The sequence below is a fragment of the Comamonas sp. A7-5 genome, from assembly GCF_039581385.1.
GTDB classification, from domain to species: domain Bacteria; phylum Pseudomonadota; class Gammaproteobacteria; order Burkholderiales; family Burkholderiaceae_C; genus Comamonas; species Comamonas thiooxydans.
This window is the reverse complement of record NZ_JBCPWO010000024.1, coordinates 1-22,781: the sequence shown is the minus strand read 5'-3', so window position 1 is coordinate 22,781 and position 22,781 is coordinate 1. Positions and strand designations below refer to the sequence as shown.

The 22,781-nt window shown below is 60.5% G+C and carries 20 protein-coding genes and 1 tRNA gene; 5 read left to right on the top strand and 16 right to left on the bottom strand.

All coding sequences use genetic code 11. The features are described from left to right. Nucleotides 1-6: 6 nt before the first annotated feature. Entirely contained in the window at nt 7-1,206 is a 1,200-nt protein-coding gene (locus AAIL67_RS23615; protein ID WP_156507166.1) for an IS30 family transposase, read from the bottom strand. A gap of 423 nt (nt 1,207-1,629) precedes the next feature. Beyond that, complete coding sequence (locus tag AAIL67_RS23610; RefSeq protein ID WP_063665417.1) at nt 1,630-2,307, bottom strand: Crp/Fnr family transcriptional regulator; 678 nt, start codon at nt 2,305-2,307, stop codon at nt 1,630-1,632. 101 nt (nt 2,308-2,408) lie between these two features. On the opposite strand from AAIL67_RS23610, the gene AAIL67_RS23605 reads away from it, so the two are divergent. From AAIL67_RS23605 to AAIL67_RS23585, 5 genes are all read left to right on the top strand, one after another. Further along, nucleotides 2,409-3,401: an ABC transporter substrate-binding protein gene (locus tag AAIL67_RS23605; RefSeq protein ID WP_063665418.1), complete on the top strand. Its 993-nt coding sequence runs from the start codon at nt 2,409-2,411 to the stop codon at nt 3,399-3,401. A gap of 11 nt (nt 3,402-3,412) precedes the next feature. Then, entirely contained in the window at nt 3,413-4,213 is an 801-nt protein-coding gene (locus tag AAIL67_RS23600; protein WP_063665419.1) for an ABC transporter ATP-binding protein, read from the top strand. Beyond that, complete coding sequence (locus AAIL67_RS23595; protein ID WP_063665420.1) at nt 4,203-4,958, top strand: ABC transporter permease; 756 nt, start codon at nt 4,203-4,205, stop codon at nt 4,956-4,958. Before AAIL67_RS23600 ends, AAIL67_RS23595 begins: the two co-directional genes overlap by 11 nt. 44 nt (nt 4,959-5,002) lie before the next feature. Beyond that, nucleotides 5,003-5,902, top strand: a complete 900-nt coding sequence (locus AAIL67_RS23590; protein WP_063665421.1) for a TauD/TfdA family dioxygenase — start codon at nt 5,003-5,005, stop codon at nt 5,900-5,902. Between the two features lie 75 nt (nt 5,903-5,977). Then, complete coding sequence (locus AAIL67_RS23585; protein WP_063665422.1) at nt 5,978-6,346, top strand: LysR substrate-binding domain-containing protein; 369 nt, start codon at nt 5,978-5,980, stop codon at nt 6,344-6,346. A 561-nt stretch (nt 6,347-6,907) separates the two neighbouring features. On the opposite strand, the gene AAIL67_RS23580 is transcribed toward AAIL67_RS23585, so the two are convergent. The 14 genes from AAIL67_RS23580 to AAIL67_RS23515 all read right to left on the bottom strand — a co-directional run. Next, nucleotides 6,908-8,296: an efflux transporter outer membrane subunit gene (locus AAIL67_RS23580; RefSeq protein WP_343485268.1), complete on the bottom strand. Its 1,389-nt coding sequence runs from the start codon at nt 8,294-8,296 to the stop codon at nt 6,908-6,910. Nucleotides 8,297-8,298: 2 nt separating this feature from the next. Then, nucleotides 8,299-10,257: an ABC transporter permease gene (locus AAIL67_RS23575; RefSeq protein WP_343485276.1), complete on the bottom strand. Its 1,959-nt coding sequence runs from the start codon at nt 10,255-10,257 to the stop codon at nt 8,299-8,301. A 5-nt stretch (nt 10,258-10,262) separates the two neighbouring features. Then, nucleotides 10,263-11,444: an efflux RND transporter periplasmic adaptor subunit gene (locus tag AAIL67_RS23570; protein ID WP_343485267.1), complete on the bottom strand. Its 1,182-nt coding sequence runs from the start codon at nt 11,442-11,444 to the stop codon at nt 10,263-10,265. A 109-nt stretch (nt 11,445-11,553) separates the two neighbouring features. Further along, on the bottom strand, nt 11,554-11,895 hold the full coding sequence (locus AAIL67_RS23565) for a DUF3325 domain-containing protein (protein ID WP_063665426.1): 342 nt from the start codon (nt 11,893-11,895) through the stop codon (nt 11,554-11,556). Beyond that, entirely contained in the window at nt 11,892-13,613 is a 1,722-nt protein-coding gene (locus AAIL67_RS23560) for a PepSY-associated TM helix domain-containing protein (RefSeq protein WP_343485266.1), read from the bottom strand. Before AAIL67_RS23560 ends, AAIL67_RS23565 begins: the two co-directional genes overlap by 4 nt. Further along, entirely contained in the window at nt 13,613-13,906 is a 294-nt protein-coding gene (locus AAIL67_RS23555) for a hypothetical protein (protein WP_224648690.1), read from the bottom strand. The genes AAIL67_RS23560 and AAIL67_RS23555 overlap by 1 nt, the downstream gene beginning before the upstream one ends. Nucleotides 13,907-13,918: 12 nt before the next feature. Then, on the bottom strand, nt 13,919-16,141 hold the full coding sequence (locus AAIL67_RS23550) for a TonB-dependent siderophore receptor (RefSeq protein ID WP_343485265.1): 2,223 nt from the start codon (nt 16,139-16,141) through the stop codon (nt 13,919-13,921). Nucleotides 16,142-16,651: 510 nt separating this feature from the next. After that, nucleotides 16,652-16,728: transfer RNA gene (locus AAIL67_RS23545), tRNA-Gln, on the bottom strand. A 243-nt stretch (nt 16,729-16,971) separates the two neighbouring features. After that, entirely contained in the window at nt 16,972-17,958 is a 987-nt protein-coding gene (locus AAIL67_RS23540) for a tripartite tricarboxylate transporter substrate binding protein (protein WP_343485264.1), read from the bottom strand. Nucleotides 17,959-18,038: 80 nt separating this feature from the next. Next, nucleotides 18,039-18,968, bottom strand: coding sequence for a glyoxylate/hydroxypyruvate reductase A (locus AAIL67_RS23535; protein ID WP_034408382.1), 930 nt, complete (start codon nt 18,966-18,968; stop codon nt 18,039-18,041). Nucleotides 18,969-18,976: 8 nt separating this feature from the next. Then, nucleotides 18,977-19,747 (bottom strand): class II aldolase/adducin family protein, encoded by a 771-nt coding sequence (locus tag AAIL67_RS23530; RefSeq protein WP_034408385.1) that lies wholly within the window; start codon nt 19,745-19,747, stop codon nt 18,977-18,979. A gap of 42 nt (nt 19,748-19,789) precedes the next feature. Beyond that, nucleotides 19,790-21,334 (bottom strand): class I adenylate-forming enzyme family protein, encoded by a 1,545-nt coding sequence (locus AAIL67_RS23525; RefSeq protein ID WP_063665430.1) that lies wholly within the window; start codon nt 21,332-21,334, stop codon nt 19,790-19,792. Nucleotides 21,335-21,420: 86 nt separating this feature from the next. After that, the gene (locus AAIL67_RS23520; RefSeq protein WP_063665431.1) at nt 21,421-22,407 is read right to left on the bottom strand and encodes a tripartite tricarboxylate transporter substrate binding protein; all 987 of its coding nucleotides are present in this window, start codon (nt 22,405-22,407) and stop codon (nt 21,421-21,423) included. A 127-nt stretch (nt 22,408-22,534) separates the two neighbouring features. After that, nucleotides 22,535-22,781, bottom strand: a 247-nt coding sequence (locus AAIL67_RS23515) for an FAD-binding protein (protein WP_280009554.1), incomplete at its 5' end; no start/stop codon positions are given.

Sequence of the window (22,781 nt, the reverse complement as noted above, 5' to 3'; positions counted from 1 at the left end):
GCGGATTCAACCGGTCGTCGCCACACTGGGTTGTCGAACAGATTTTAGGTACTCGTTCAAGGCTTCAGTTGGCGTCCTCCAACCCAGCGTTTTGCGCGGTCTATTGTTCAATGTCCGGGCCACGGCCTGAATCTCCTGCTCACTCCAGCGAGACAGATCTGTGCCTTTAGGGAAGTATTGGCGCAGCAGACCGTTCGTGTTCTCATTCGTACCGCGCTGCCATGGGCTGTGAGGATCGGCAAAGAAGACGCGCACCCCAGACTCGTTGGTGAACCGCGCATGCTCGGAGAGTTCCTTGCCCCGATCCCAAGTCAACGATTGCCACAACTGGGCAGGCAGGGTGGTCACGGTTTTTTTGAGCGCCTTGGCCATGGTGATGGCCCCGTAGCCAGCAAGCGCAGGACCGTTTTTCGTCCGGGGAATCAGTCCATAACCTACCTCGCGAGGCAAGTGCACGAGCATCGTGAAACGGCTTGATCGCTCCACCAGTGTCCCGATAGCAGACCTATTCAGCCCGATGATCAAATCTCCCTCCCTGTGCCCCGGTACGGCGCGATCCTCTGCTTCTGCCGGGCGGCTGGAGATCATTACCTCCTCGCTGACATGAACCCACGCTTTGGCCTGGGCCCTGGCTCGCGGCACGCGCAAAGCGCGCCCCATGCGGTGATAGCTCACCAATTCGCGCTTGAGGGCGCCTCGACCCTGGATATACAGGGCCTGGTAGATGGCTTCGTGTGAGATGCGCATGGACTGATCCTCCGGGAAGTCGACCTTCAGACGGGTGGAAATCTGTTCCGGGGACCAGCCATTGACCCACTTACGGTCACCACGATGAGGCTTGCTGCGGCCGATGAAGGGCGCTTGCCGGGGCCCTGCGACCTCGCGCCCTTGAACATCGCAGACCTTGCCCTCCAGACGGTCCTGGACATACTTGCGCAGTTGCTGATTGGTGAGCAGCCTGGCTGGCTTGGGTCTCCTAGCCAGCAGCTCGGACTTCCACTGTGCGACTGAAGCCCGATATTCGAGCTTGCCGCTGCGAGTTGCAGCATTACGGGTCAGCTCCCGTGAGACCGTCGAGGGACTTCGTCCGATGAGGCGAGCTATCTCCCGTACCCTGACGTCCTGAGCCCGCAAAAGAGCGATCTCTTCTCGCTCGGCGAACGACAGATACCTTCCCGATATGGGGTTCGACATGAATAAGGGCATGCCACCACGATGACGGAACCAACGCGTGCCCACCGGCTGTGACACGCCAATGGCTTCAGCCGCCTTCTCACTGGTGATTCCTGTGGCAATCTGCCTTCAGAATTGCCGCTCTACCTCTCGTCGAAGCGATGGCGCACCCGGCGAGCGCATCGCTTCCCGCCCAGTCAACTTCTTCATCCATCCCGCAGGACGTCCCATAACACCTCCATGATTGAAGGTGTTGCGACGACTGGTTGAATCCACCGTCAGGGGAAGTTTGGCCCGAAGCATAATTTATGCAACAACGCCCTTGTGATGGACACCTAAAAAACAAGATCCTCGCGCAACGTGGGCGCTTTGGCGGTTACGGATCAAGGGACATCATGCTCCACCAAACGAGCACATGCTGCATAGCCCCCTGGTGCCGTCAATGCGGCTTCATCATCAGGGCGCGCTAAAAAGTTCGATCCAGCGATAACCCAGACGAATCTTCTTCCGTGCTTGGAGCTCGCGCAGTTCAGCATTGACCTTTTGGCGGGAAGCCCCGACTGCGTGAGCCAGGTCTCCTTGAGAGATGCGAAGCACGACATTGCCGTGAACAGGCCTTCCGTTTTCCGCTGCTATGCGTTGCAACGTCGCCCAAACTCTCGCATTGAGAGTCTCCTCCGCTCTGATGAAGATCATGTCGAACAATTCATTCACGCGCAGGCTTAGTGCACGTGCAACTGCCAAAGATGCCAGAGCATCGCTTGCCAAAACATCGAGCAAAGGCTGACTTGGCAAGATTAAAAGTTCGACGTCTCCGGCTGCGACAAGGTCTACCGGCACGGGAGCATTTCCCAACACCGAACTAAAACCGCTGATCTCACCTGGTTCCATCCAGCGCGTAAATTGCTCGACCCCTCCCGCGGTGTAGCCCACAGAGCGCAGACGGCCTGACAGCACAACCAGCACATGATGTGCAGAGTCACCTCTTTTCTGTACGAGTTGGCCATCGTGAAACGTTCGCTTGATGCCAATGGCACGAAGCCGCTGCCTAGAGGGCTCAGGGAAGTTCGCCAGCCAATCCACGCGGTAACGATCACCCGATAGACGCCTAGGGAAGTCGAGCTTGGTGTTCATCCGAACATTGTCACCTGAGGCGCAATTCAATTGGCTGGTCGATTTCTTAATCCGTTTGCGTACCGATTGTCGTAACGCTCTCTCCAACGGAAGGGATCCCCATGATTCGAAGAAAATTGATCGCTCTAGCTATAGCTTCCGTATCGGCGCTATCCACTTCGGCTATGGCTCAGTCCACCGTCTTGCGCATACAGGACTATCCAGGCTTGGGCAACTTTCTAGTTCGCGTCGCCACAGCGAATGGTCTCTGCGCAAAGCATGCCATCACCTGCGAATTGCGCAGCATTCCGCAGGCTCCGTTAGCGATGCAGACACTGCTGGCAGGAGATCTCGACGTCGCATTTACGCCTCCGGAGGTTCTTGTCCAGGCTGTGAACAAGGGAGCTGCAGTCAAAGCGATTGGCAGCGGAGCTCGCGGGCCCACATTCTTCCTCGTGGCGGGAGCTGGCTTGGATACGCCCAATGCGGCCAAAGGTTATCCGACGGTAATGCAGGATTTCAAAGGCAAGAAAATCGGTGTTACAGCAAGAGGCAGCGCAGCCGAGTTCCAGTTGGTGAGCCTGCTCAAGGGTGCAGGCATGTCTGCCCAGGACGTCACGATTGTTGCGGTCGGCTCGCCCAACACAGCCTTTCCTGCGATCTCGCAGAAGCAGATTGATGGGCTGATGCTTTTCACCCCGATGGATGGCTTTTGCGAAGTGTCGAAGGTCTGCCGGATGGTGGTCGATCCTCGCAAGGGGCAAGGCCCCAGTGATGTCCTGGAGACCAACGGAGCCTCGATGCTGCAAGTCGTGCGCGATGAATTTCTTCAGAAAAATTCTAAGGTGATAGAGGGGTACCGAAGGGCCATGATTGAAGCGAGTGAGTTTGCGCAGAACCCCGCAAACTTTGCAGCGCTGCTCAAGGTTGCGCAAGACACCTTCAAGATCAATGTTCCTAATGGAGACCAGATTCTTGAGGTGTCGCTGCGTAACTCTTTGCCCTCTTTGCAATTTCCTGTAGACCCCAAGGCCTTCCAGGATACAGCGAGGTATATGCAACGTACAGGCCAGATCAGCAAAGTGGTGGACACCTCTACGCTGCTGGTGCAGTGAGCGGAGGCAATATGTCCATCCCCAACGCTCTTGCCTCCAGAGAGCCTGCGGTTGCGGTAGATGGCCTGCATTTGAACTTCGGCGGCAACAAGCCGGTTCTGGCGGACATCTCTCTGAATATTGCCGAAGGCGAATTTGTCTCTCTCGTTGGCCCAAGCGGCTGCGGCAAGACAACTTTGCTAAATCTGTGTGCGGGCCTGACCGAACACACGGGTTCCGGATCCATCAAAGTGATGGGTAGCTCTCCACGATGCGGCAATCCCCAAATCGGCTACATGCTCGCGCGCGATAGCCTCTTGCCATGGTGTTCCGCCTTGGAAAACGCCGCCTTTGGCTCAAAGGTCAGAGGGCAAACCAAGGAGCAAAGCCTTGAACGCGCACGAAAAATGCTCGCCGAGGTAGGCCTTGCAGAGCATGCCAGTGCATTGCCGAAGGCTCTTTCACACGGCATGCGTCAGCGTACTGCGCTTGCACGGACATTTGCATTGGATGCACCGTTGCTCTTGATGGATGAGCCATTTGGAGCACTTGATGCGCAAACCAAGTTGCAGCTTCAAGATTTGCTTCTGCGTCTCTGTCATCAGCACCGACAAACGGCTTTGTTCGTAACTCACGATTTGGCAGAGGCTGTGGCCGTTTCCGATCGTGTGATCGTGATGTCATCCCGGCCGGGTCGCATCATTGCTGACGTGCCGATTGACCTACCTCGACCTCGCTCAATTCGTGAATTGCAAAAGTCGACACGTTTCCACGAACTCTATGCGACTCTCTGGTCGCAGCTTGAATCGGGGTGGGTACACCATGAAGGCTAATCGACTGCAGTGGGTGCTCTTGCACATCGTTTTCATAGCCTTAATACTGGGATTTGCCGAGATCGCTGCTTCGCGTAAATGGGCTGACCCGACATTTTTTGGCAAACCAAGTGGAGTGCTGGCCTACCTTTGGGAAAACATAAAAACAGCAACGTTTTGGAGCGACCTAGGCTGGACGCTGACAGCGGTAGCAGCGTCTTTTGTGCTGGGCAGCCTAGCCGCATTCGCCGTTGGACTCATTTTTGTTCGCTGGCCTGCGATCGAGAGATTCGCTGACCCCTACTTCAACGCGCTCAATGTGATGCCACGCATTGCTCTGGCACCGCTGTTCATCCTGTGGTTCGGCCTTGGAATAGGCAGCAAGATTGCCGTCGGCTGCTCGCTTACCTTTTTCATCGTTCTCTCTGCGACTGTAGCTGGCATCCGCGGGGTGAGCCAGGACCACTTGACGTTATGCAAGACCTTGGGGGCGAAAGCCGGCACAACGTTCTTCGAGGTCACCTTGCCTGGTGCGGTCCCTGTGATCTTTTCAGGCCTCAGGCTGGGGTTGATCTATGCCCTGCTTGGAGTTGTCGGCACCGAAATCATCGCAAGCGAAAAGGGCCTGGGTCAAACCTTGGCCTATCTCGGCTCCACCTTCGATATCAATGGCGTTATGGCTCTCCTGCTGGTACTCGCATTGCTAGGGGTTGGCATTGTGCGCTTCATGACCTGGCTCGAAAAACGCCTGCTGCACTGGCAGTAAGCAGTTCCCTCACTACCACCTGCTATCCCTGAAAGGCATTGAACATGGCTAATACCACACCCATGGAGTTGATCGATATTGCTAGCCGCTACAAACACATACGGCCGGTCCCCAGAATGCCGAACTTCGCGGCTTGGATCGAAGGCGTTGATCTCACGAAGCCTCTGGCTGACGAAGTGAAAGCTGAGCTTCGCCAGGCGTTGTTCGACTTCGAAGTAATCTTCTTTAAGCCGCAAACAATCACACCAGAGCAACACATTGCATTGGGGCAGGTATTTGGACCAATCTCAAATGGCTCCTATTTCGACCGCAACGCGAATGCTCCCGAGATGGAAATGATCGTGTCCGACCGCGACCGGCCGCCTGCCATCGACAACTGGCATACAGACATCAGCTGGAAGCTCACCCCCCCATTGGGAACAGCGATACAGATCACCGTGACTCCTCCAGCTGGTGGAAACACTTGCTGGAGCAGCACCAGCAAAGCTTTTGACTGGCTATCCCCCGGCATGCAACAGTACTTGGAAGGGTTGAGTGCCGTGCACACCTGGGAGCAATCAGGCTTTCGTGAATACCTTGGAAAAAAGGGAGATGAAGCGCTTATCGCTGCAATCAAGGCGGGCAAGCCTGTCACACATCCTGTGGTCCGAGTGAATCCTGACTCAGGTCGTAAATGCATATTCGTGAATGCCGACTTCACCCGAAACATCATTGGAATCGACCGCCATGAAGCTCGTGGGGTCCTTCACTTTCTGCTTGGCTGGCTACAGAGACCAGAGTTCATGGTGCATCACCAGTGGGAAGCTGGCGGCATTGCGATATGGGATAACCGGAGCACGCAGCACTACGCCGTCGCGGATTACTGGCCCCATCACCGGGTAAATCAACGAGTCACCTTCGATCCACCGTCTTCATTGATGGCCTCCCAGGTTCAAGCTGCTTGATCTAGTTCTCAGCAAATACATACGACATCCGGAGCATTACATGCAAGACCATCTGCAGTTCTATATCGACTGCCAATGAGTGAATCCGGTCAGCCCGAGCAGCTTCGAGGTCATCAATCCCTCCGACGAGCAGGCCATTGCCCGCATCAGAATGGGTTTGCCCACCCCGACCAGCTGGTCACACTGCGCTGCGACTCGATCTCCACCTTGCTGCAGGTGGCTACCGAAACCGATGCCGTTTGCCTGGCTGTCTACGCAACCGCGCTCGATCAACTGGCAAGCGGCACGTTGAAGGTGCTCGCGGTAGCTCCTTCCCTGGAGGCACCGGCGCACTATGGCATCGTCAGCCTGGCAGGTCGCACCGCACCACCCGCGCTGGACCTGCTGCGCTCCGTGCTGGCCGGTGAGAGCCGGCGCATCCAGCGTGTCTTTCCGGAGTGTTGATTCCCATAGAATCCTGACCTGAACGTCGCAGCCCTCTTGCTCAAGGCGTTCGAGCAGAACGTTCGTGAATGTCGCGAGGCTCGGGGGATTCTCAAGAAAGATTGCAACGTGCTGGATTCCGGGCGATGTGTTCCTTGTCGCCCAGCTTCCACTGGGGTGCCGCCGGCCTAATTCAAAAGGCGACAACCGAGATGAAATCGACTTGAAGAAGGGAATTCAGAAGCCTTTTCTTTCTACATGAACCCTTTGACTGCAGGATGAGTGCGAATGCCGCCCCCAGATTGAAGTGTTCTTGCGGATTCACTCAACTCAAAAACAGATAGCCAGACTCACGCCCCTGTCTGCCGTTGTGATGCACAACACCCAGCCTGCTTAGCTGTGCCACTACCTGCATGACAGTTCCCACACTGACAGGAGTCCCCCGAAGGTATAGCTGGCGATATATCTCATCTCTGCTGAGAGCAAGGGGAGCAGAACTCAGCAGGACTTGAAGCACGCCAATTCTGGCAACGGTCGGACGCAGTCCTGCTGCCCTCAACCGTTGAATTACGCTTACGCCCCTCAACTCTCGGGCCCTTCCGGCACTCGCCTCCAGCCTCCCCCCAAGGCTCTGTAAAGCGCAATGCTCGCCTGAAGGCGCTCCTGTCGTATTTGAACTGCCAGGTCTCGGCTCTGATAGGCCACACGCTGCACATCCAGCAAGGTCTGCAAGTTGTCCGCCCCGGCCTTGTATCGGCTTTCCGCCAGCGAAAGAGCCCTCTGGGCCTGAGCCACTTCCTGCGCCTGAACCACCGCCTGTCTTTCTGCGCCGTCAACTGCATTCAATGCAGTTTGAACATCATTGAAGGCTTGAAGAATGGCCTTGCGGTAGCCGATCACAAGCTCCTGCTTTTGCGCTGCAGCCAGCTCCCGGTTCGAAGCAAGTCGCCCTGCATCAAAGATCGGCGCCAGAATTCCCGCAGCCAGAGAAGACAGGGGATTCTCCAACAGCCTGCTGAGCTTTTCGCTCTCGGAGCTCAGGCCCGCAGTCAGCGTCACGCGGGGCAGCATGGCTGCTCTGGCAGCGGCAAGATTCGCATCCGCCGCGAGCAATTGAGCCTCCGCTTTCGCCACATCCGGCCTGCGTGTGATCAGATCCGCGGGCGTACCCTGGCGAACGCCTGGAATCGCCAGATTCGAAAGACTGGTCTCGCTCACAAGATCCATAGTCCATTGCCCCGACAGTAGTGCCAGCACCGCGTGCGCATCTGCAATCTGTTTTCGGAGCAAAGCCACAACACGCTGCTGTGCAGCAACCTGGCCACGCTGCTGTGCCAGTTCCACGGAGGTCGCTGCACCATAACGGGCTCTGGACTCGACCAGCTTCAAGAGCCGCTCGGAAATCTCCAGATTGAGCTGGGCAATCGCGGCGCGCTCGCGCAAGCCCACACACTGGAGCCAGGCCTGGGCGACTGAGGCAGTGACCGTCAACCTCACGGTCTCACGGTCAAACACGCTGGCCTGCCTGTTGGACTCTGCGGCGTCTCTCAATGCACGCTGGCGCCCCCAGAAGTCCAGCTCGTAGCTACTCGACAGACCCACTCGCCAAGTGCTGGCGTCTCTTTCCGTATGACTGTTCATCGCTGCAGATCTTGTGGCCCCGAAATCTGCATTCAAATCCGGCACCAGGGCCGCACGTGCATAAACTGCCCGGGCATCCGCCTGCTGCACTCTCGCGACGGCAGCCGCCACATCCAGACTTTGAGTCCTGGCTTGCTCAACCAGTGCGCTGAGCTCCGGGCTGCCAAAACCGTGCCACCAACTGGCGCTGACTTGTTCGCTTTCTGCTCCCTGCTCCTGCGCCCAGGCATGAGGAATATCGAGAGACATTCCCCGGGTCTCGTCACTGGATTGCGTTGTCGCGCATCCAGCCAGAGCAAGAGCCGCCAGCACTGCGTTCCATTTGTACATGCCTACTCTCCCGCCAATGCTCGCACGGGCTCCAGACGCGCCGCCGTCCTGGCAGGCATGAAGCCAAACACCAGACCGGTGAGCACCGCACAGGCAAATGCCCCCAGCATGGCTTTCATCGAAAAAATCACAGGCACGCCCGAGACAAGAAGTGTCATTCCGATGCCCAGCCCTGCAAGCAGACCGACACCCCCCCCCACAATGGTCACCATGCTGGCTTCCGTAAGGAACTGGCGCAGGATGTCACGCTGGCGAGCCCCCACTGCCATGCGAATGCCGATCTCCCTGGTGCGCTCCCGTACCGTCATCAGCATCACGTTCATGACTCCGATGCCTCCGACCACCAGTGAAACTGCCGCAATCAACCCCAGCATCACGGCCATGCTCTGGCGTGTTGCTGCTTCGGCCTGAATACGAGCTGCTGCATTGCCGATTCCGAAGTCTTCCCGCCCCCCGTGCCGCGCCAGCAGAAGGCTGCGGATCGATCCCTCGGCTTCATGGACCTGCTCCGAGGAGCTGGCCTCCACGACCACGTAATCGGGCTGCGTCTGCGCTTGATAGACTCTCGCGCGCCCCGACTGATAGGGAATGAAGACCATGTCGTCATAGTCCTGAGCGCCAGAGTCAGCCCCACGCTCGCTCATGACACCGATGACTTCGAACGCCGAGTTCCCGATGATCAGCTGCAGCCCCAGGGGATTGGCCACCTCGGGGAAAAAATGCTGGTGCGCCTTGTGGCCTATCACCACCAGAGGAGCCAGATCGCGGTCTTCCACATCGGTGAAGTAGCGGCCCTGGGCAACGCGCCAATGGTGAACCAGCGGCATCTCCTCGCTGGCCGCAAACACATAGACCTGCTTGTCGGCCTTGCCATAGCGCACCGTGACAGGGTCCCCAATGACGGGCATTACTCTGCGTATCGCCGGCAACTCCCGCATGGCGGCCAGATCGTCTTCGGTGATCTGGCCCGCAGGTCCGCCGCTGGCCGGCGGCTTGCTGCCCATATAGAGAATGGCTGTTCCCATGGTGCCCATCTGCTCGACCACTTTGCGCCGTGCGCCCTCGCCGATGGCCAGCATGACGATCACCGAGGCCACGCCGATCACGATGCCCAGCAAGGTCAGGCTGGTGCGCACCCGGTTCATGCGCATGCCGCGCCAGGCACTGCGTGCAGCTTCGGAAATCTCAGCCACCCAGGATATTGCCGATGTTGCGGTGTTGCGCTGCGGGGTCAATGGAGGAACCTCTGCGCGGCTCTGAATGCCATCGGGAGCACTGTCATTGACGACACGTCCATCGCTGATTTCGATGACACGCCTTGCCTGAGCCGCAACTTCGCGGTCATGCGTGATCACGATGATGGTGTGTCCCGCATCGGCCAGCTCGCGCAGCAAAGCCATCACCTCGGCGCCGCTATGCGAGTCAAGCGCCCCGGTCGGCTCGTCGGCCAAAATGATGTGGCCGCCATTCATCAACGCCCGCGCAATGGACACACGCTGCTGCTGACCGCCCGATAGCTGATTGGGACGATTTCCCAGACGCGACCCCAGCCCCAGGCGCTCGAGCAGGAGCTGGGCTCTTTGCACCCGCTGCTCCTTGGCCAGGCCTGCATAAATCGCAGGCATCTGCACATTCTCCGAGGCACTTTCACTGGGAATCAGGTGATAGCCCTGAAACACGAAGCCGAAGGCTTCACGACGCAACCAGGCCAGGGCGTCCGAGTCCAGCAGGGACACGTCCTTCCCTTGAAACCGATAGCAACCTTCGCTTGCCTTATCAAGGCAGCCCAGGATATTCATCAAGGTGGACTTGCCCGAACCGGAGCTGCCGACGACGGCCACATACTCACCCGCGCGAATATCCAGATCAATGCCGTGCAACACGGTCACCGAGGGCTGATCGCCCACTCCGCCATAGTGCTTGCGGATGCCGCGCAGCGAAATCAGCGCAGCCTGCTCCATCGCACTCACCATTGCAGCCACCGCAGGCCGCCGGGAATCAGGGTTTCGCCGACGATGACCCGCTCGCCCTCGGCCACACCATCGAGCACCTGCACCTGATGGCGACTTCGTACGCCGAGCTTCACGTTTCGCTGCTCGGGCTTCCGCTTGGCTGTCAGTACCCGAACGCTCTGCGATTGCTGATCTTTCTCAGACTGAAGAGCTGTCAATGGAACCGTCAAGGCCTGCTCGGCACTACCGGTCACAAAGACCACCTGGGCCGTCATCTGCGGCAGCAGTTCCGCATCCTTGTTATCCACGTCGAACAATGCCGTATAGGTCACGGCCTTGGTGGCCGCCGCAGGTGTCGCCGCATTGCCCGCGGCGGGGGCAACGCTGGCCGGCGGCGCAGGCAGCACCTGCCGCACTCGGCTGTTCCAGCGCCGCGCCTGTTCCTGACCTGCACTGCCCAGAGTCGTGAAATAAACGGGCATGTCCGCTCTCACACGCCGCACGTCGGCTTCCGACACATCGGTCCAGACCGTCATGGCCGTGAGATCGGCAATGCGCAAAATATTCGGCGTCTGATAGGTCGCATTCAGAGTCTGGCCTTCACGCGCATCGACGGATACCACCGTGCCGGACATCGGCGCATAGATGCGGGTATAGCCCAGACGTGCTTCGTCAGCCTTGAGGCTGGCCTGTGTTTGCTGCATCTGAGCCTTGAGATGGTCGATGCGCGCCGCAGCCCCGGCAACCTGGGCCTCGGCAATCTGCACATCCTCCTGCCTTGTGGCCTCTTCGGCGGCCAGTTGCTGCTGTCGTTTCAGCTGCTGGCCAGCCAGTTTCAGCTGTGCCTGCTGCTCCGCGATCTGGGCCCGCAGGCTCGCCAGCGATGCTCTTCCTGCATCCACTGTGGCGCGCTGCACGCTGGGATCGATCTCCACCAGCAATGCACCTTTCTCGACCCTGGCCCCAGGACTGACCAGCAAACGGGTGATCTGCCCTGAAACCTGAGCCCCCACATCCACATAGGTTCTGGGCTGCAAAGTACCGATGGCAGTGACGGTGGACTCCACATCGCCGCGATGCACCGCAACACTTTGGTACTCGACCCTGGGCCGACTCCCCCACCACAAGGCAATACCTCCGGCACAGACCAGCAGCAGCCCGAGGCAGCCCCAGCGTTTGATTTGTCCCACCGTCATGAACGTTGCACTTTCCAGAAAACAATTCGCAGTCGCTGCTGAAACCCATGGCCACGGCATGAATTGGAGCGATTGAAGATCAGAAGCCTTGCGCGCTTCAAGGGTTCCGTCACCAAAGGCAGCTGACGCTCCCCAGCAGCGCCGTCACGGCGGCTGCCACAGCCAGGTGTCGAGCCGACCAGGAAAGCCCCGCGACCGTCGCGAGAGCCCCCAGACCCCAGAAGCCCAGCACGAGCACGCTGCCAACCGATGCACTCCACCCACGCATGGCAGGCAGGCAGACGGCCAGCAAAAGCAATGCTCCCAGCACACGCAGCGCCATACGATGCGCTGTCGGCACCTCGTCCAGAGATGTCAATTGCGCATAATGGCGGTCCATGGCAAAAGCGAGAGCCGTCATGCCCCCCATCGAAAGAGCAAAGGCCTGCAAGGATGACTGCCACAAGGTCATGACAGGCTCCCTTGCTTTGCTGCACTTGCGTCCGCAGCCACAGGCAGGCCCTTCGACAATTCACGAGCCATTTGCTTTCGCGCAGGCTTCAAGCCCGATGTCTTGCGCATCCAGGCCCAGGCACCAGCCGCCGCCACTCCGACAGCAACGGCAAAAAGTTCTACCCCCGCGCCCTCCCAGTCACCATCGAGAAGGTATGCAGCAAGTTGATCTCCAGTCGTCACGAGATTCAGCAAAGGCAACAGGAGACAAAGCACAGCCAGTGCTGCCATCTGATCACGCCATGCCAGTGGAGGCGACCTCAGCAGCGCATGTATGAGAGCCAGAATCCACAGCGCAAAAAACACCACCAATTCCCATCTGGAGCGTTGCGAAATCTCGACAGGCAGCAAACGATTGGCCCACAAAAATCCCACACATGCGATGCCCAGTCCCACGATGGCCGCCACATTCGCGGCTTCAATCATTCGGTAGACCGTGGATGTGCTGGAGCCAAACTCCCCCTGATGCTTGCCCCGCCGTTTGACCATGAAGAGAATCGCTCCAGTGGCCATCATGGCGCTTCCGGCCAGCCCGCAAATGAAGTACATCCACTTCAGCGGCAGCCCGCCATAAGTCGCCATATGCAGCCCGCCGATCACCGATTGCGTGAGTGATGCCGCACCGCCATCCACACCTCCTGGCAAGCGCAACTGCTGCAACTCTCCAGTGGCGGCCGAGAACATGGCCATGCCGCTGCTGGGGCTGAGACGCTTGCTCAGATCGTCGGCGTCATTCCATCCATAGATGCCGATGCGTGCAGCCGCATCGCCCGGGTAATCAATCACCACCGCGCGCACCGGTTGCCCGATCAAGGCCTGCCCGCGCAGCACGAAGGACTCCAGATCCGGTACGGACATGGCCTGGCCCGAACGCTGCGGCTTGCCCGGTTCATTCAGCGCCACCTGGAAAGACTTGACGGCTTCGGCACCGGTACCAAAGTAGGCTGCAATACCGGCAGGCATGAAGGTCGAGCAAGATATGGCGATGCCTGTATAGGCGATCATGAACTGGAAAGGAAGCGTCAGCACCGCCACGGCGTTGTGCATGTCCAGCCAGCTTCTCTGCCCTTTGCGGGCACGGAATGTGAAGAAGTCCTTGAAGATTCGTCTATGGGTAATCACTCCGCTGACCAGCGCCACCAGCATGGCAAGCGCAGCGATGCCCACGATCCAGAGACCGAGCTGACCCGCGTGCAGCTGATAGTGGAAATCCACAAAATGATGACCGCCCAATGTCTGGCGCACCCTGGGAACTTCGGAAGCATCCACGGCATTTCCGGACGCAGGATCCAGCTGGGCCGCCGCATACTGGCCGTCGCGATCGAACCAGTAGACGCGCAAGTCCCCGCCTCCTTTGGCGTCCGCAGGCCACAGCTCCCACATGTCCGCCCCCGGGTGCTGCCTCTGCATATATGCCATGCCCCACTGCAGACGCTGACTCATAGAAGACGCCGTCTCCCGCTCAGAGCCTGCCTGCAGGGCCTCGGCCTGCTCATGCGCATGATGCTCCGGGGTCATCCAGTGGGTGATGGGCTCCTCGAAGACGGCCAGGGTACCCGTCAGAAAAACGGCATACAGCAGCCAGGAGAACCACAGGCCGCACCAGGTATGCAGCCATGCCTGAGCCTGACGGAAGCTGCCTTTGCCCGCGCCCGATTCCTTCTTTGCCGGCTGCATCAGCGTCCTTTCAGCAAGATCAAGGCCGCAGTGGCTGCAAGCATGGCGAGAATCAGAATGAGCAGCACGCCCCAGATCCGACGCGCCGATGCCGGGCTGAAGGCACCAATCACCACAGCCACGTACCACAGCCAACTGGACTGCATGCCCCCCACCATGGTCTCGAGTCGGGCTTGACTCATCGCACCACATAAAACCACCCAGGCACTGGAGACGGCATAGCCTCCCAGCACTGCAGCAGCCAGACGCGATCCCAGTCCCCAGTCAGAGCTCAGCCCATCAGATTGCGACATTTCTACACCCCGTCAGAAACGGCCCTTGAGCGACACGGTAACGGTACGCTTTTCGCCGTAGAAGTTGCCGTAGCCCGCATAACCAACCGTGCTGTAGTAGGTCTTGTCGAACAGGTTGCCGACATTCACGGCTACGCTCCAGTCCTTGTTGAGCGCATAGGCAGCACGTGCCGACCAGACCGCATAGCCCGGGGAAGTGAAGTTGTAAGGTGTCCAGGCTCCGTCATAACGGCCCGTAGCCGGGTTGTAAGCGCTGATGCCCGAGGCCCGGTAGTTCGAGCTCTGCGCCACCACACCGCCGCCCACGCTCCAGCCGCGCAAATCGCCGCTCAAGCGATAGTCCGCCCAGGCCTTGAACAGATGGCGCGGAGTGACCGTGCTGAACTGCGCGCTGTCCTTGCGTCTGTCTTCGTTGCTGTTGTAGGTATAGCCCACCGCCAGTTGGAGATTGGGGGTGATTCGTCCCGTCATCTCCAGATCGATGCCCTGGCTCAGCTTGAAGCCGTCGCGGAAATAGCAGCAACCGCCGCGCCAATCGGTCTGGGGGTAAGCGGGGTCGTAAACGGCTTCGCCTTTTTTATCGGTACGAAACAATGCCGCACTGGCAAACAGATTGGGGGTCAGCTCGCTTTTGACGCCCAGCTCGTAGGTACGGCCACGCACAGGATCCAGAGGCGTCCCTGGCAGCGGTGCAGAGAATTTTCCGGCCTGAGACTGATAGATCTCGGCGGTGCTGAAATACAGATTGGTGGACTTGGTCAGCTCATGCATCAGCCCCATATAGGGTACAAAGACATTCGATTCCCGGCTGCTGGCTGTGAGAGCTCCGTTCATGTCGTGCTGGGTATTGCGATCCTGCAGCACATAGCGTCCGCCAAGCACCACTGACCAACGCTCCACGGGACGCAAGCGCAGCGAGCCATAGAGGCCGCTTTTTTGCGTCTTGCCCTGCGAGCCGCTGGTCCAGTCACCGAGCGGATAGCCCGGATCCTGCGGTGGAATCCGGTTGAAGACGTCGGCCGGCCCCACTCTGGGCCACAGGCTTCGGTTGGTATTGCTGTTGCGGTGCTGATCCAGACCCAGGATCACATCATGGCGCTGACCCAAGGCATCAAAGCTGCCCTGCAAATTGATGTCGAAGCTGGTTTCACGCTCGCGTGACTTGGCTTGATGAATCCACCAGTCCGCCCCCTGCAGCGTGACGGGATCCGGCGAACTTTCGATCTCCGCGCCATTCACGCCCTCATTGAAGCGGGTGTGTCTGAGCTGGGTCTTGAGCAGCCAGTCGTTGCCCAGCTGCTGCTCGAGCTTGGCAAAGACCGTGGTGTTTTCGCGATTGATCCAGTTCCAGGGGGCGCCAAAGTTGGTATTGCGCGCAAAGCCGATATCGCTGCCGTCCGCATAGCGCGGCAGGCTGGCATTGAAGCCCGTATTTCTATCTTTCTGATAGCTGGCACCCAACGTGGCAACTGTGCTGGACGTCAGGTCCATCTCCAGCGCCCCATACAGCAGCTGCCGCTTGAGCTTGGATGGGGCTGCCATTTCCTTGCGGTCATGGTTCACGGCCACGAAACGGCCACGCAGGGTTCCGCTTTCGTTCAGCGCCCCCGTGGTGTCGAGCTCAGCGCGATAGTTGCTCATGGTTCCGCCCGAAAGCAGAACCTGCGTCTGACGCTTGGCCTGGGGCCGCTTGTAGGTGAAGTTCAGAACTCCGCCCGCCTCGCCCGCGCCGAACAGGCCGTCGGCCCCGCGCAGAACGCTGACGCTGTCGAACTGCGCCATGTCCAGACTGCGGCTGCCTGAACGAGAGGAGCTGGCAGCACCGCCATCGAACCGGAAGTTGGTGATGTTCATGCCGCGGGACAGATAGGTGGTGTCAAGCCAGGTCTCTTCGCGCGTGATCCCGGTGGTGTACTTCATCACATCATCGAGCGTGCGCATGGCCTGATCGTCCATGCGCTGGCGCGTCACCACCGTCACCGACTGCGGAACCTCGCGCAAAGACTGCGCCGCCTTGCCGACCTCCACTCCAGCGGCCACATAGGAGTCGCTTGACTCCCCATATACATTGGGAATGGCCTTTTCCTGCACCGTCACTTCCGCAAGTGTCGAGGCGGCATCCTCTTGTGCATGGCTGACGCAGGGCAGCAGGCAGGCCATGCTGACAGCCACGGCCGTGGCATGAAGACGAAATGGGAAAGCCCCGGCTACGGGGCAAAGCGAGCGTTCCAGCATGAGCGTAAAAAACAAACCTGGGTGTTCTCTTCAGGCAGGGAAATGCCGAAGTACCAATGACGCTGTGGCTGGAACGGAGAGACCGTATACGGGCTGGCAGCAAATAAACAGAACGAGAATCAATCTCAATTTCATTTCCGCGCGGATTGTAAAGCCCAGGTAAAAAAATTGCCACTGTTTTGTAAAACAGTGGCACCTGCCTCTGCGGTTGTATCGCTGCGCATCTGCCAGCCTGTTGCCTGGCCGATACCCAGCTGATGCTATTCACACACCGGCATCAAGCCGGCTTCATTGCAGCAACAGGGTGGTCTGGCGCTGCGTGGTGCCTCGCCCGGTGGGTTCCGATTGAAAAGTGGACTTTTGCGAAATCCCCGCGCTTCGGACGCTTGGAAGATGCACAGCATGAGCATCACTCAATAGCGATAGCAGGCCCACTTCCAGAGATGGCAGATGCGCATCGAGCACAAAGAAAAAGCCCCAGCTGTATAAACAACCGGGGCTTTTATATCTTGGCAGGGGAAGAAGGATTCGAACCTTCGCATGCTGGAATCAAAATCCAGTGCCTTAACCAGCTTGGCGACTCCCCTAAAGAGATAGCGATTATAGCGCGGTTTTCCCTGCGTTGAGAGAACTCCGGCGATCAGGCCCTGAAGGCGAAAGCGCTCAGGGCCTGCCAGACGCTTCGCGGAAGCTGAACCGGCCTGGCGTGCGGCCGCACCACATTCCCGATCTGCGGCTGCCTGCATGGCGCACTGCGATGAAGCAAGCCATGAAAAACGGCTTGGCAGCTATCGCGGCCTTCCGCGCATGGCCCGCCGCAGGCGCTGCCATCACTCCAGCGTGACCTTGGCCTCGCGAATGACCTTGCCCCACTTGGCAGTTTCAGCGGCAATGAAGCGATCGCACTCCTCCGGTGTCGAACCTTCTGCGAACGTACCCATGGTCTGCTGCATGCGCTGCGAAATCTCAGGACTGCGAATGATGCGAGCGACTTCGGCGGACATGCGCTGCACGATCTCCTTGGGCACTCCTGCCGGTGCAATCATTGCTGCCCAGGTGCTGCCCATCAGGTCGGGGATGCCTTGCTCGGCAAATGTCGGTACATCGGGCAAAACCGCCAGTCGCTTTTCGCTGGCCACGCCAATCAGACGAATGCGACCGGCCTTGGCAGGCTGGATCAGATTGGGCGGAGGATCGAGGAACAGCGGGATCTGACCACCCATGAGGTCGGTCAGTGCCGGTGCTGCCCCCTTGTAGGGCACATGAGTCATATCCGTCTTGGTCAGCAGCTTCATCAACTCGGTTGTCAGATGCGCGCTGGAGCCGCTTCCCGAGGAGCCAAAGCTGACCTTGCCAGGATGTGCCTTGGCATAGGCAATCAGCTCCCGCGTGGTCTTGAACGGAGCATTGTTGGATACTGCTGCAACCAGAGGCGAGATCCCCATCAGAGACACGCCGACCAGATCCTTGCCGGGGTTGTAGGGCAGCTTGGGATACAGCGTGGTGTTGGCCGCATAAGCGGCAATCACCACGCCGAACGTGTAGCCATCAGGTGCAGACTTTGCCACCTGATCCACACCGATGAGACTGTTCGCACCAGGCTTGTTTTCGATGACGATGGGCTGGCCCAGCGCTTTCTGCAAACCCACTTGCAGCAGACGTGCCATCTGATCGGTGAAGCCGCCCGCCGTGTAGGGGACGACGATGCGTATGGGCTTGGAGGGCCAGGGGCTCTGGGCCCAGGCCGAGGGAGCCAGCATGGCGGCGCCGGCTGCGGCGCTCGATTGAAGAAAGCTGCGGCGAGATGTCGAAGGCATGAATGTCTCTTGGTTCTTGCAAGGATAAAGCGCCGCGCGGCAGCGCGACAGGGAAAGGGAAAGAGAAAGGGAAATACGTCTCAGTATCCGCGGGCCACGTCCACCAGGTTGAGCAAGGGCTCGCCCGCACGCAGGCGGCGCAGATTCTCCAGGCACTGGCGGGCCACGGTGTCGGCTGAAGCCTGAGCCGCGATATGCGGAGTGACAAAGGCCTTGGGGTGCCCCCACACCTTGTTGCCGGGCTGGGGCGGTTCCTCGCGCAGCACGTCCAGCGCGGCGCCGGCCAGATGGCCTTCGTCGAGCAGAGCCAGCAGTTCATCCTCGACCACTTGCTCGCCGCGCCCCACATTGATGAAATAGGCTCCGCGCGGCAGCAGGGAGAGCGTGCGGCGGTTCAGCAGATCGCGCGTCTCGTGCGTAAGCGGCAAGGCGCAGACCAGAATGTCGCTGCCCGACAGCAGTTGCTGCAGACCCTCGGCACCGCTGTGGGTGGTCAGGCCGGCAATGTTCTTGGCGCTGCGGCTCCAGCCCGCGACAGGATAGCCCACGGCCTGCATGGCAGCAGCCACGAAGCGACCGACCTCGCCCAGACCCAGAATGCCCACGCGGCAGTCGGCGCTGGCGCGCACGGGGCGGCGCAGCCAGTCACCCGCCTGCTGCTGGCGCGCGAATAAATCCAGCTCGCGCGTATGGCGCAGCGCGGTGCCGACCACATACTGGGCGATCTCCACATGCTGCTGCGGATCGACGGTGCGCGCCACGGGCAGGCCAGCCGGCAGATCGGGCACGGCCAGCAGCTTGTCCACACCGGCACTGGGTGCGCACAGCAGCTTGAGTTGCGGATAGGCCGGCAGCACGCCGGGCTTGAGGCTCCAGGCGAGCATGGCTTCGACTTCGGTGGCAGGCGCCTCGTCGCGGTGGGCCCAGACGCGCAGATCGGGTGCCAGCGCACGCAGCGACTCGACGATGGGCGTGCCCATGCTGGGGTGGATGTTGACCAGAATTCCCATGGTTTCCTTCAGTCCTTGTAAGACGGATCGATGCGATCCAGACGGCGCAACAGGCCCGGCCAGGCCAGGCCCGCGCCCTTGCCCTTGGTGACCTGACGCGACTGGTTGACCGCGTCGGCAATGATGGGCTGCGGGATACGCGTCAGCTCGCTGCCGCCCGACTGCGCGAGGATCTGGATGCGGCAGGCCGACTCCAGCGTGTACATGGCCAGCACGGCCTCGGCCACGCTGCGGCCGCAGGTGAGCAGCCCGTGGTTTCGCAGGATGAGGAAGTTGCTCGCACCCAGATCGTCCACCAGACGCGGCTTCTCGTCATCGCGCAGAGCCACGCCCTCGTAGTCGTGATAGGCCAGACGCACCAGCGGGAAGATGGACTGCTGCGAGATGGGCAGCAGTCCATCCTTTTGCGCCGACACGGCCACGCCGTAGCGAGTGTGCGTGTGCAGCACACACTGCACCTCGGGCCGGCCGTCGTGGATGGCGCTGTGGATGACGAAGCCGGCGGGGTTGACGTCGTACTCGGTTTCCATCAACGGCTGGCCTTCGTGATCGACCTTGACCAGGCTGGACGCAGTGATCTCGTCGAACAGCATGCCGTAGGGATTGATCAGGAACTGGCCGGGCTGGCCCGGCACGCGTGCCGAGATGTGGGTGAAGATCAGGTCGTCCCAGCCGAAGTGGGCGACCAGCCGGTAGGCGGCAGCCAGTTCGACGCGGGTCTGCCACTCCTCGGGCGTCACCTGGCGGCGGACTTCGGACATCGTGGTGTCATGGCTCATGGGATATGTCTCGTGATGGGCATCGTGAAATGGAAGACAGGCTCAGTGCTCCGCAGCGTACTGGTCGCGCAGCTCGCGCTTGAGAACCTTGCCGATGGCACTGCGCGGCAGCTCGGCGATGAAGCGCAGGTCGGCCAGACGCTGGGTCTTGCCGGCTTGCTGGTTGTACCAGCCCATGATCTCCTCGGGCCGGGCCGGCTGGCCAGTGCGCGACACCACATAGGCCACGGGCGTCTCGCCCCATTGCTCGGAGGGCACGCCGACAACGGCCACGTCGTCCACGGCCGGATGCGCGCGCAGTTGGGCCTCCAGGTCGCTGGGATAGATGTTGAAGCCGCCGCTGATGATCATGTCCTTGCGGCGGTCGAACAGGGTCAGAAAGCCGTCGGCATCAAAGCGGCCCACATCGCCCGTACGGATGAAGCGCTTGCCCGTGGCATCGAACCATTCGGCCTCGCGCGTCTTGGCGGGCTGGTGGTGGTAGCCGCTCATCATGCTGGCCGAATGGCCCACGACCTCGCCGTCCGCGCCGGGAGCGACCTCGCGGCCCTCCTCGTCGATGAGGCGGATGTCATGGCCTTCGGCAGGCTTGCCCACGGTATGCAGCTTGTCCGGGTTCAGATGGGCTTCGAGAATGCAGGTGCCCCCTCCCTCGGTCATGCCATAGAACTCGGTGAGGCTGCCGGGCCAGCGCGCCACCACATCGGCCTTGAGCTCGGCCCGGAACGGCGCGCTGGTGCAGAACTTGGCCTGAAAGCTCGACAGGTCATGCTCGCCGAACTGCGGCAGTGCCATGATGCGCTGGTACTGCACGGGCACCAGCATGGTGTGGGTGACGCGGTGCTGCTGGGCCAGTTGCAAATAGCGCCCCGCGTCGAACTTGGGCATGAGCACCACGCAGCCGCCGCTGCCCAGCGTGGGGAAGAACACCACCAGCGTGGTGTTGGAGTACAGCGGCGTGGCCAGCAGCGTCGTGCCCTCGGGGCCGTAGCCATAGACACCGCCCCGGTTGATATGGGTCCAGCGCATGCCGTGCGACTGCACGATGCCCTTGGGAGTCCCCGTGGTGCCCGAGGAATAAATGATGTTGAACGGTGCCTCGGGCGCAAGGCTCACGGCAGCGGGCTGCGCGCCTTCGGGCGCCAGCCAGTCCTCGAAGGCACGGCCCGGCGCCACGCCGTCCAGCGAGATGCATTGCAGTCCGGTGTCTGCGGGCACCAGGTCCTGGGCCGCCTTGTCGAGGAACAGATGGCGTGCCTGGGCATCGCGCAACATGGAAGCCAGGCTCTCGGCCGTGGAGGATGGCGCCAGCGGCGCGACCACCACGCCCGCTCGCAGGGCTCCCAGGAACAGAGCTGCATAGCGCACCGAGCTCAACGCGCAGATGGCGATGGCCTTGCCGGGCTGCACACCTTCGCGCTGCAAGGCTGCGGCCACGCGGTCCATGAGGGCGTCGAGCTGGGCGTAGCTCAGCGTCTGCTGGTCGTCGCGCAGCGCCGCATGGCCGGGCTGCTGGCGCGCATGGCTGCGGATCAGCTCGGCCAGCGTGGTGAAGGGTGCATCGGGCGAAGGCAAGGAAACAGTCATGAGGGACTCCGTTTCAGGAATTCACGAATCTCAAGCGGACTGCACCTGCGGGCCCCACGGCCCTGCGGGCGCATTGGAGGACAGGCCTATTTGGCAGCCAGGCCCAGGCGGTCGATCAGGACCTTGTCCTTGGCGTAGGCCTCGCGCACCCATTGCGCATAGTCGGCACCCGAGCGGTACCAGGCGTCCTGGTTGAGCTGCCTGAGCACCTCGACATGGCGCGGATCGTCCATGGCCTTCTTGAAGGCGTCGTGCAGCTTGCGCACCACGGCCGGGTCCATGCCCTTGGGCCCCGCCAGGCCGTAGGGCGAGGTGGAGACCACGCCATAGCCCAGTTCCTTGGCCGTGGGTACGTCGGGCCAGCGCTGGGTGCGCTTTTCGCCAAAGGTCATGAGCAGGCGCATCTGGCCGCCATTCACATAGGTGTCCCAGCCCGAGGCATCGCTTTGCGCGGCCACATGGCCGCCCAGCAGGGCCTGCTGCAGGTCGGCATTGCCCTTGAAAGGCACATGATTGAGAGTGACCTTGGCGTTCTCGGCCAGCTCCTCCATCAGCAGATGCGGCGAGGAACCTATGCCCGTGGAGCCGTATTCGATCTTGCCAGGAGTCTTGCGCGCGGCGGCGATGTACTCGTTGAAGCTCTTGTAGGGCGAGTCCGAGCGCACCGTGAAACCGAAGGTATAGCCCGAGACACCGATGATGTAGGTGAAATCGGTCAACGGGTTCCAGGCGGTTTTTTGCATATGTGCCATGCGCAGCATGGACATGGGGAACTGGGTGATGGTGTAGCCGTCGGGCTTGGCGGTGCGCGCCATGGCGCCGGGGCCCAGCGTGCCGCCCGCGCCGGGCTTGTTCTCGACGATGATGGGCTGGCCCAGGTGCTTGCCTGCGATGTCGGCCAGCGTACGCATATGGCGGTCTGTGGGGCCGCCGGCCGGGAACGGCACGATCAGCGTGACCGGTCGCGCGGGATAGTCGCCGGACTGTGCCCAGGCTGATGCGCCGATGCCTGCGGCAGTCACAAAAGCGGCTGTGGCGAGCACCAGGCTGCGTCGGTCAAGGGAAATCTGCATGTCTTGTCTCCTGAATCTCTGAACCAGGTGGGGCCGGGGCACATCCTTGTGTGCCGCTCTGACCATGGCCCGGACAACGTTGTCCGGGCCGTTGACACCGCCTTGTTGCGCGGTGCCATGGCAAGGCTTAGATCGCCTTCACCAGCTCCGGCACGGCCTGGAACAGATCGGCTTCCAGCCCGTAATCGGCCACCGAGAAGATCGGTGCTTCGGGGTCCTTGTTGATCGCCACGATCACCTTGGAGTCCTTCATGCCCGCCAGATGCTGGATCGCGCCCGAGATGCCGCAGGCGATGTACAGCTGAGGCGCCACGATCTTGCCCGTCTGGCCCACTTGCAGGTCGTTGGGCGCGTAGCCCGCATCAACGGCCGCG

Excerpts from the sequence above, each read along its gene's own strand:
- AAIL67_RS23525 (WP_063665430.1), bottom strand. The coding sequence starts at position 21,334 with ATGACTGTTTCCTTGCCTTCGCCCGATGCACCCTTCACCACGCTGGCC.
- AAIL67_RS23540 (WP_343485264.1), bottom strand. The coding sequence starts at position 17,958 with ATGCCTTCGACATCTCGCCGCAGCTTTCTTCAATCGAGCGCCGCAGCC.
- AAIL67_RS23555 (WP_224648690.1), bottom strand. The coding sequence starts at position 13,906 with ATGTCGCAATCTGATGGGCTGAGCTCTGACTGGGGACTGGGATCGCGT.
- AAIL67_RS23605 (WP_063665418.1), top strand. The coding sequence starts at position 2,409 with ATGATTCGAAGAAAATTGATCGCTCTAGCTATAGCTTCCGTATCGGCG.
- AAIL67_RS23600 (WP_063665419.1), top strand. The coding sequence starts at position 3,413 with ATGTCCATCCCCAACGCTCTTGCCTCCAGAGAGCCTGCGGTTGCGGTA.
- AAIL67_RS23595 (WP_063665420.1), top strand. The coding sequence starts at position 4,203 with ATGAAGGCTAATCGACTGCAGTGGGTGCTCTTGCACATCGTTTTCATA.
- AAIL67_RS23570 (WP_343485267.1), bottom strand. The coding sequence starts at position 11,444 with ATGACGGTGGGACAAATCAAACGCTGGGGCTGCCTCGGGCTGCTGCTG.
- AAIL67_RS23520 (WP_063665431.1), bottom strand. The coding sequence starts at position 22,407 with ATGCAGATTTCCCTTGACCGACGCAGCCTGGTGCTCGCCACAGCCGCT.
- AAIL67_RS23610 (WP_063665417.1), bottom strand. The coding sequence starts at position 2,307 with ATGAACACCAAGCTCGACTTCCCTAGGCGTCTATCGGGTGATCGTTAC.
- AAIL67_RS23580 (WP_343485268.1), bottom strand. The coding sequence starts at position 8,296 with ATGTACAAATGGAACGCAGTGCTGGCGGCTCTTGCTCTGGCTGGATGC.
- AAIL67_RS23550 (WP_343485265.1), bottom strand. The coding sequence starts at position 16,141 with ATGCTGGAACGCTCGCTTTGCCCCGTAGCCGGGGCTTTCCCATTTCGT.
- AAIL67_RS23530 (WP_034408385.1), bottom strand. The coding sequence starts at position 19,747 with ATGAGCCATGACACCACGATGTCCGAAGTCCGCCGCCAGGTGACGCCC.
- AAIL67_RS23560 (WP_343485266.1), bottom strand. The coding sequence starts at position 13,613 with ATGCAGCCGGCAAAGAAGGAATCGGGCGCGGGCAAAGGCAGCTTCCGT.
- AAIL67_RS23575 (WP_343485276.1), bottom strand. The coding sequence starts at position 10,257 with ATGGAGCAGGCTGCGCTGATTTCGCTGCGCGGCATCCGCAAGCACTAT.
- AAIL67_RS23565 (WP_063665426.1), bottom strand. The coding sequence starts at position 11,895 with ATGACCTTGTGGCAGTCATCCTTGCAGGCCTTTGCTCTTTCGATGGGG.
- AAIL67_RS23615 (WP_156507166.1), bottom strand. The coding sequence starts at position 1,206 with ATGCCCTTATTCATGTCGAACCCCATATCGGGAAGGTATCTGTCGTTC.
- AAIL67_RS23590 (WP_063665421.1), top strand. The coding sequence starts at position 5,003 with ATGGCTAATACCACACCCATGGAGTTGATCGATATTGCTAGCCGCTAC.
- AAIL67_RS23585 (WP_063665422.1), top strand. The coding sequence starts at position 5,978 with ATGAGTGAATCCGGTCAGCCCGAGCAGCTTCGAGGTCATCAATCCCTC.
- AAIL67_RS23535 (WP_034408382.1), bottom strand. The coding sequence starts at position 18,968 with ATGGGAATTCTGGTCAACATCCACCCCAGCATGGGCACGCCCATCGTC.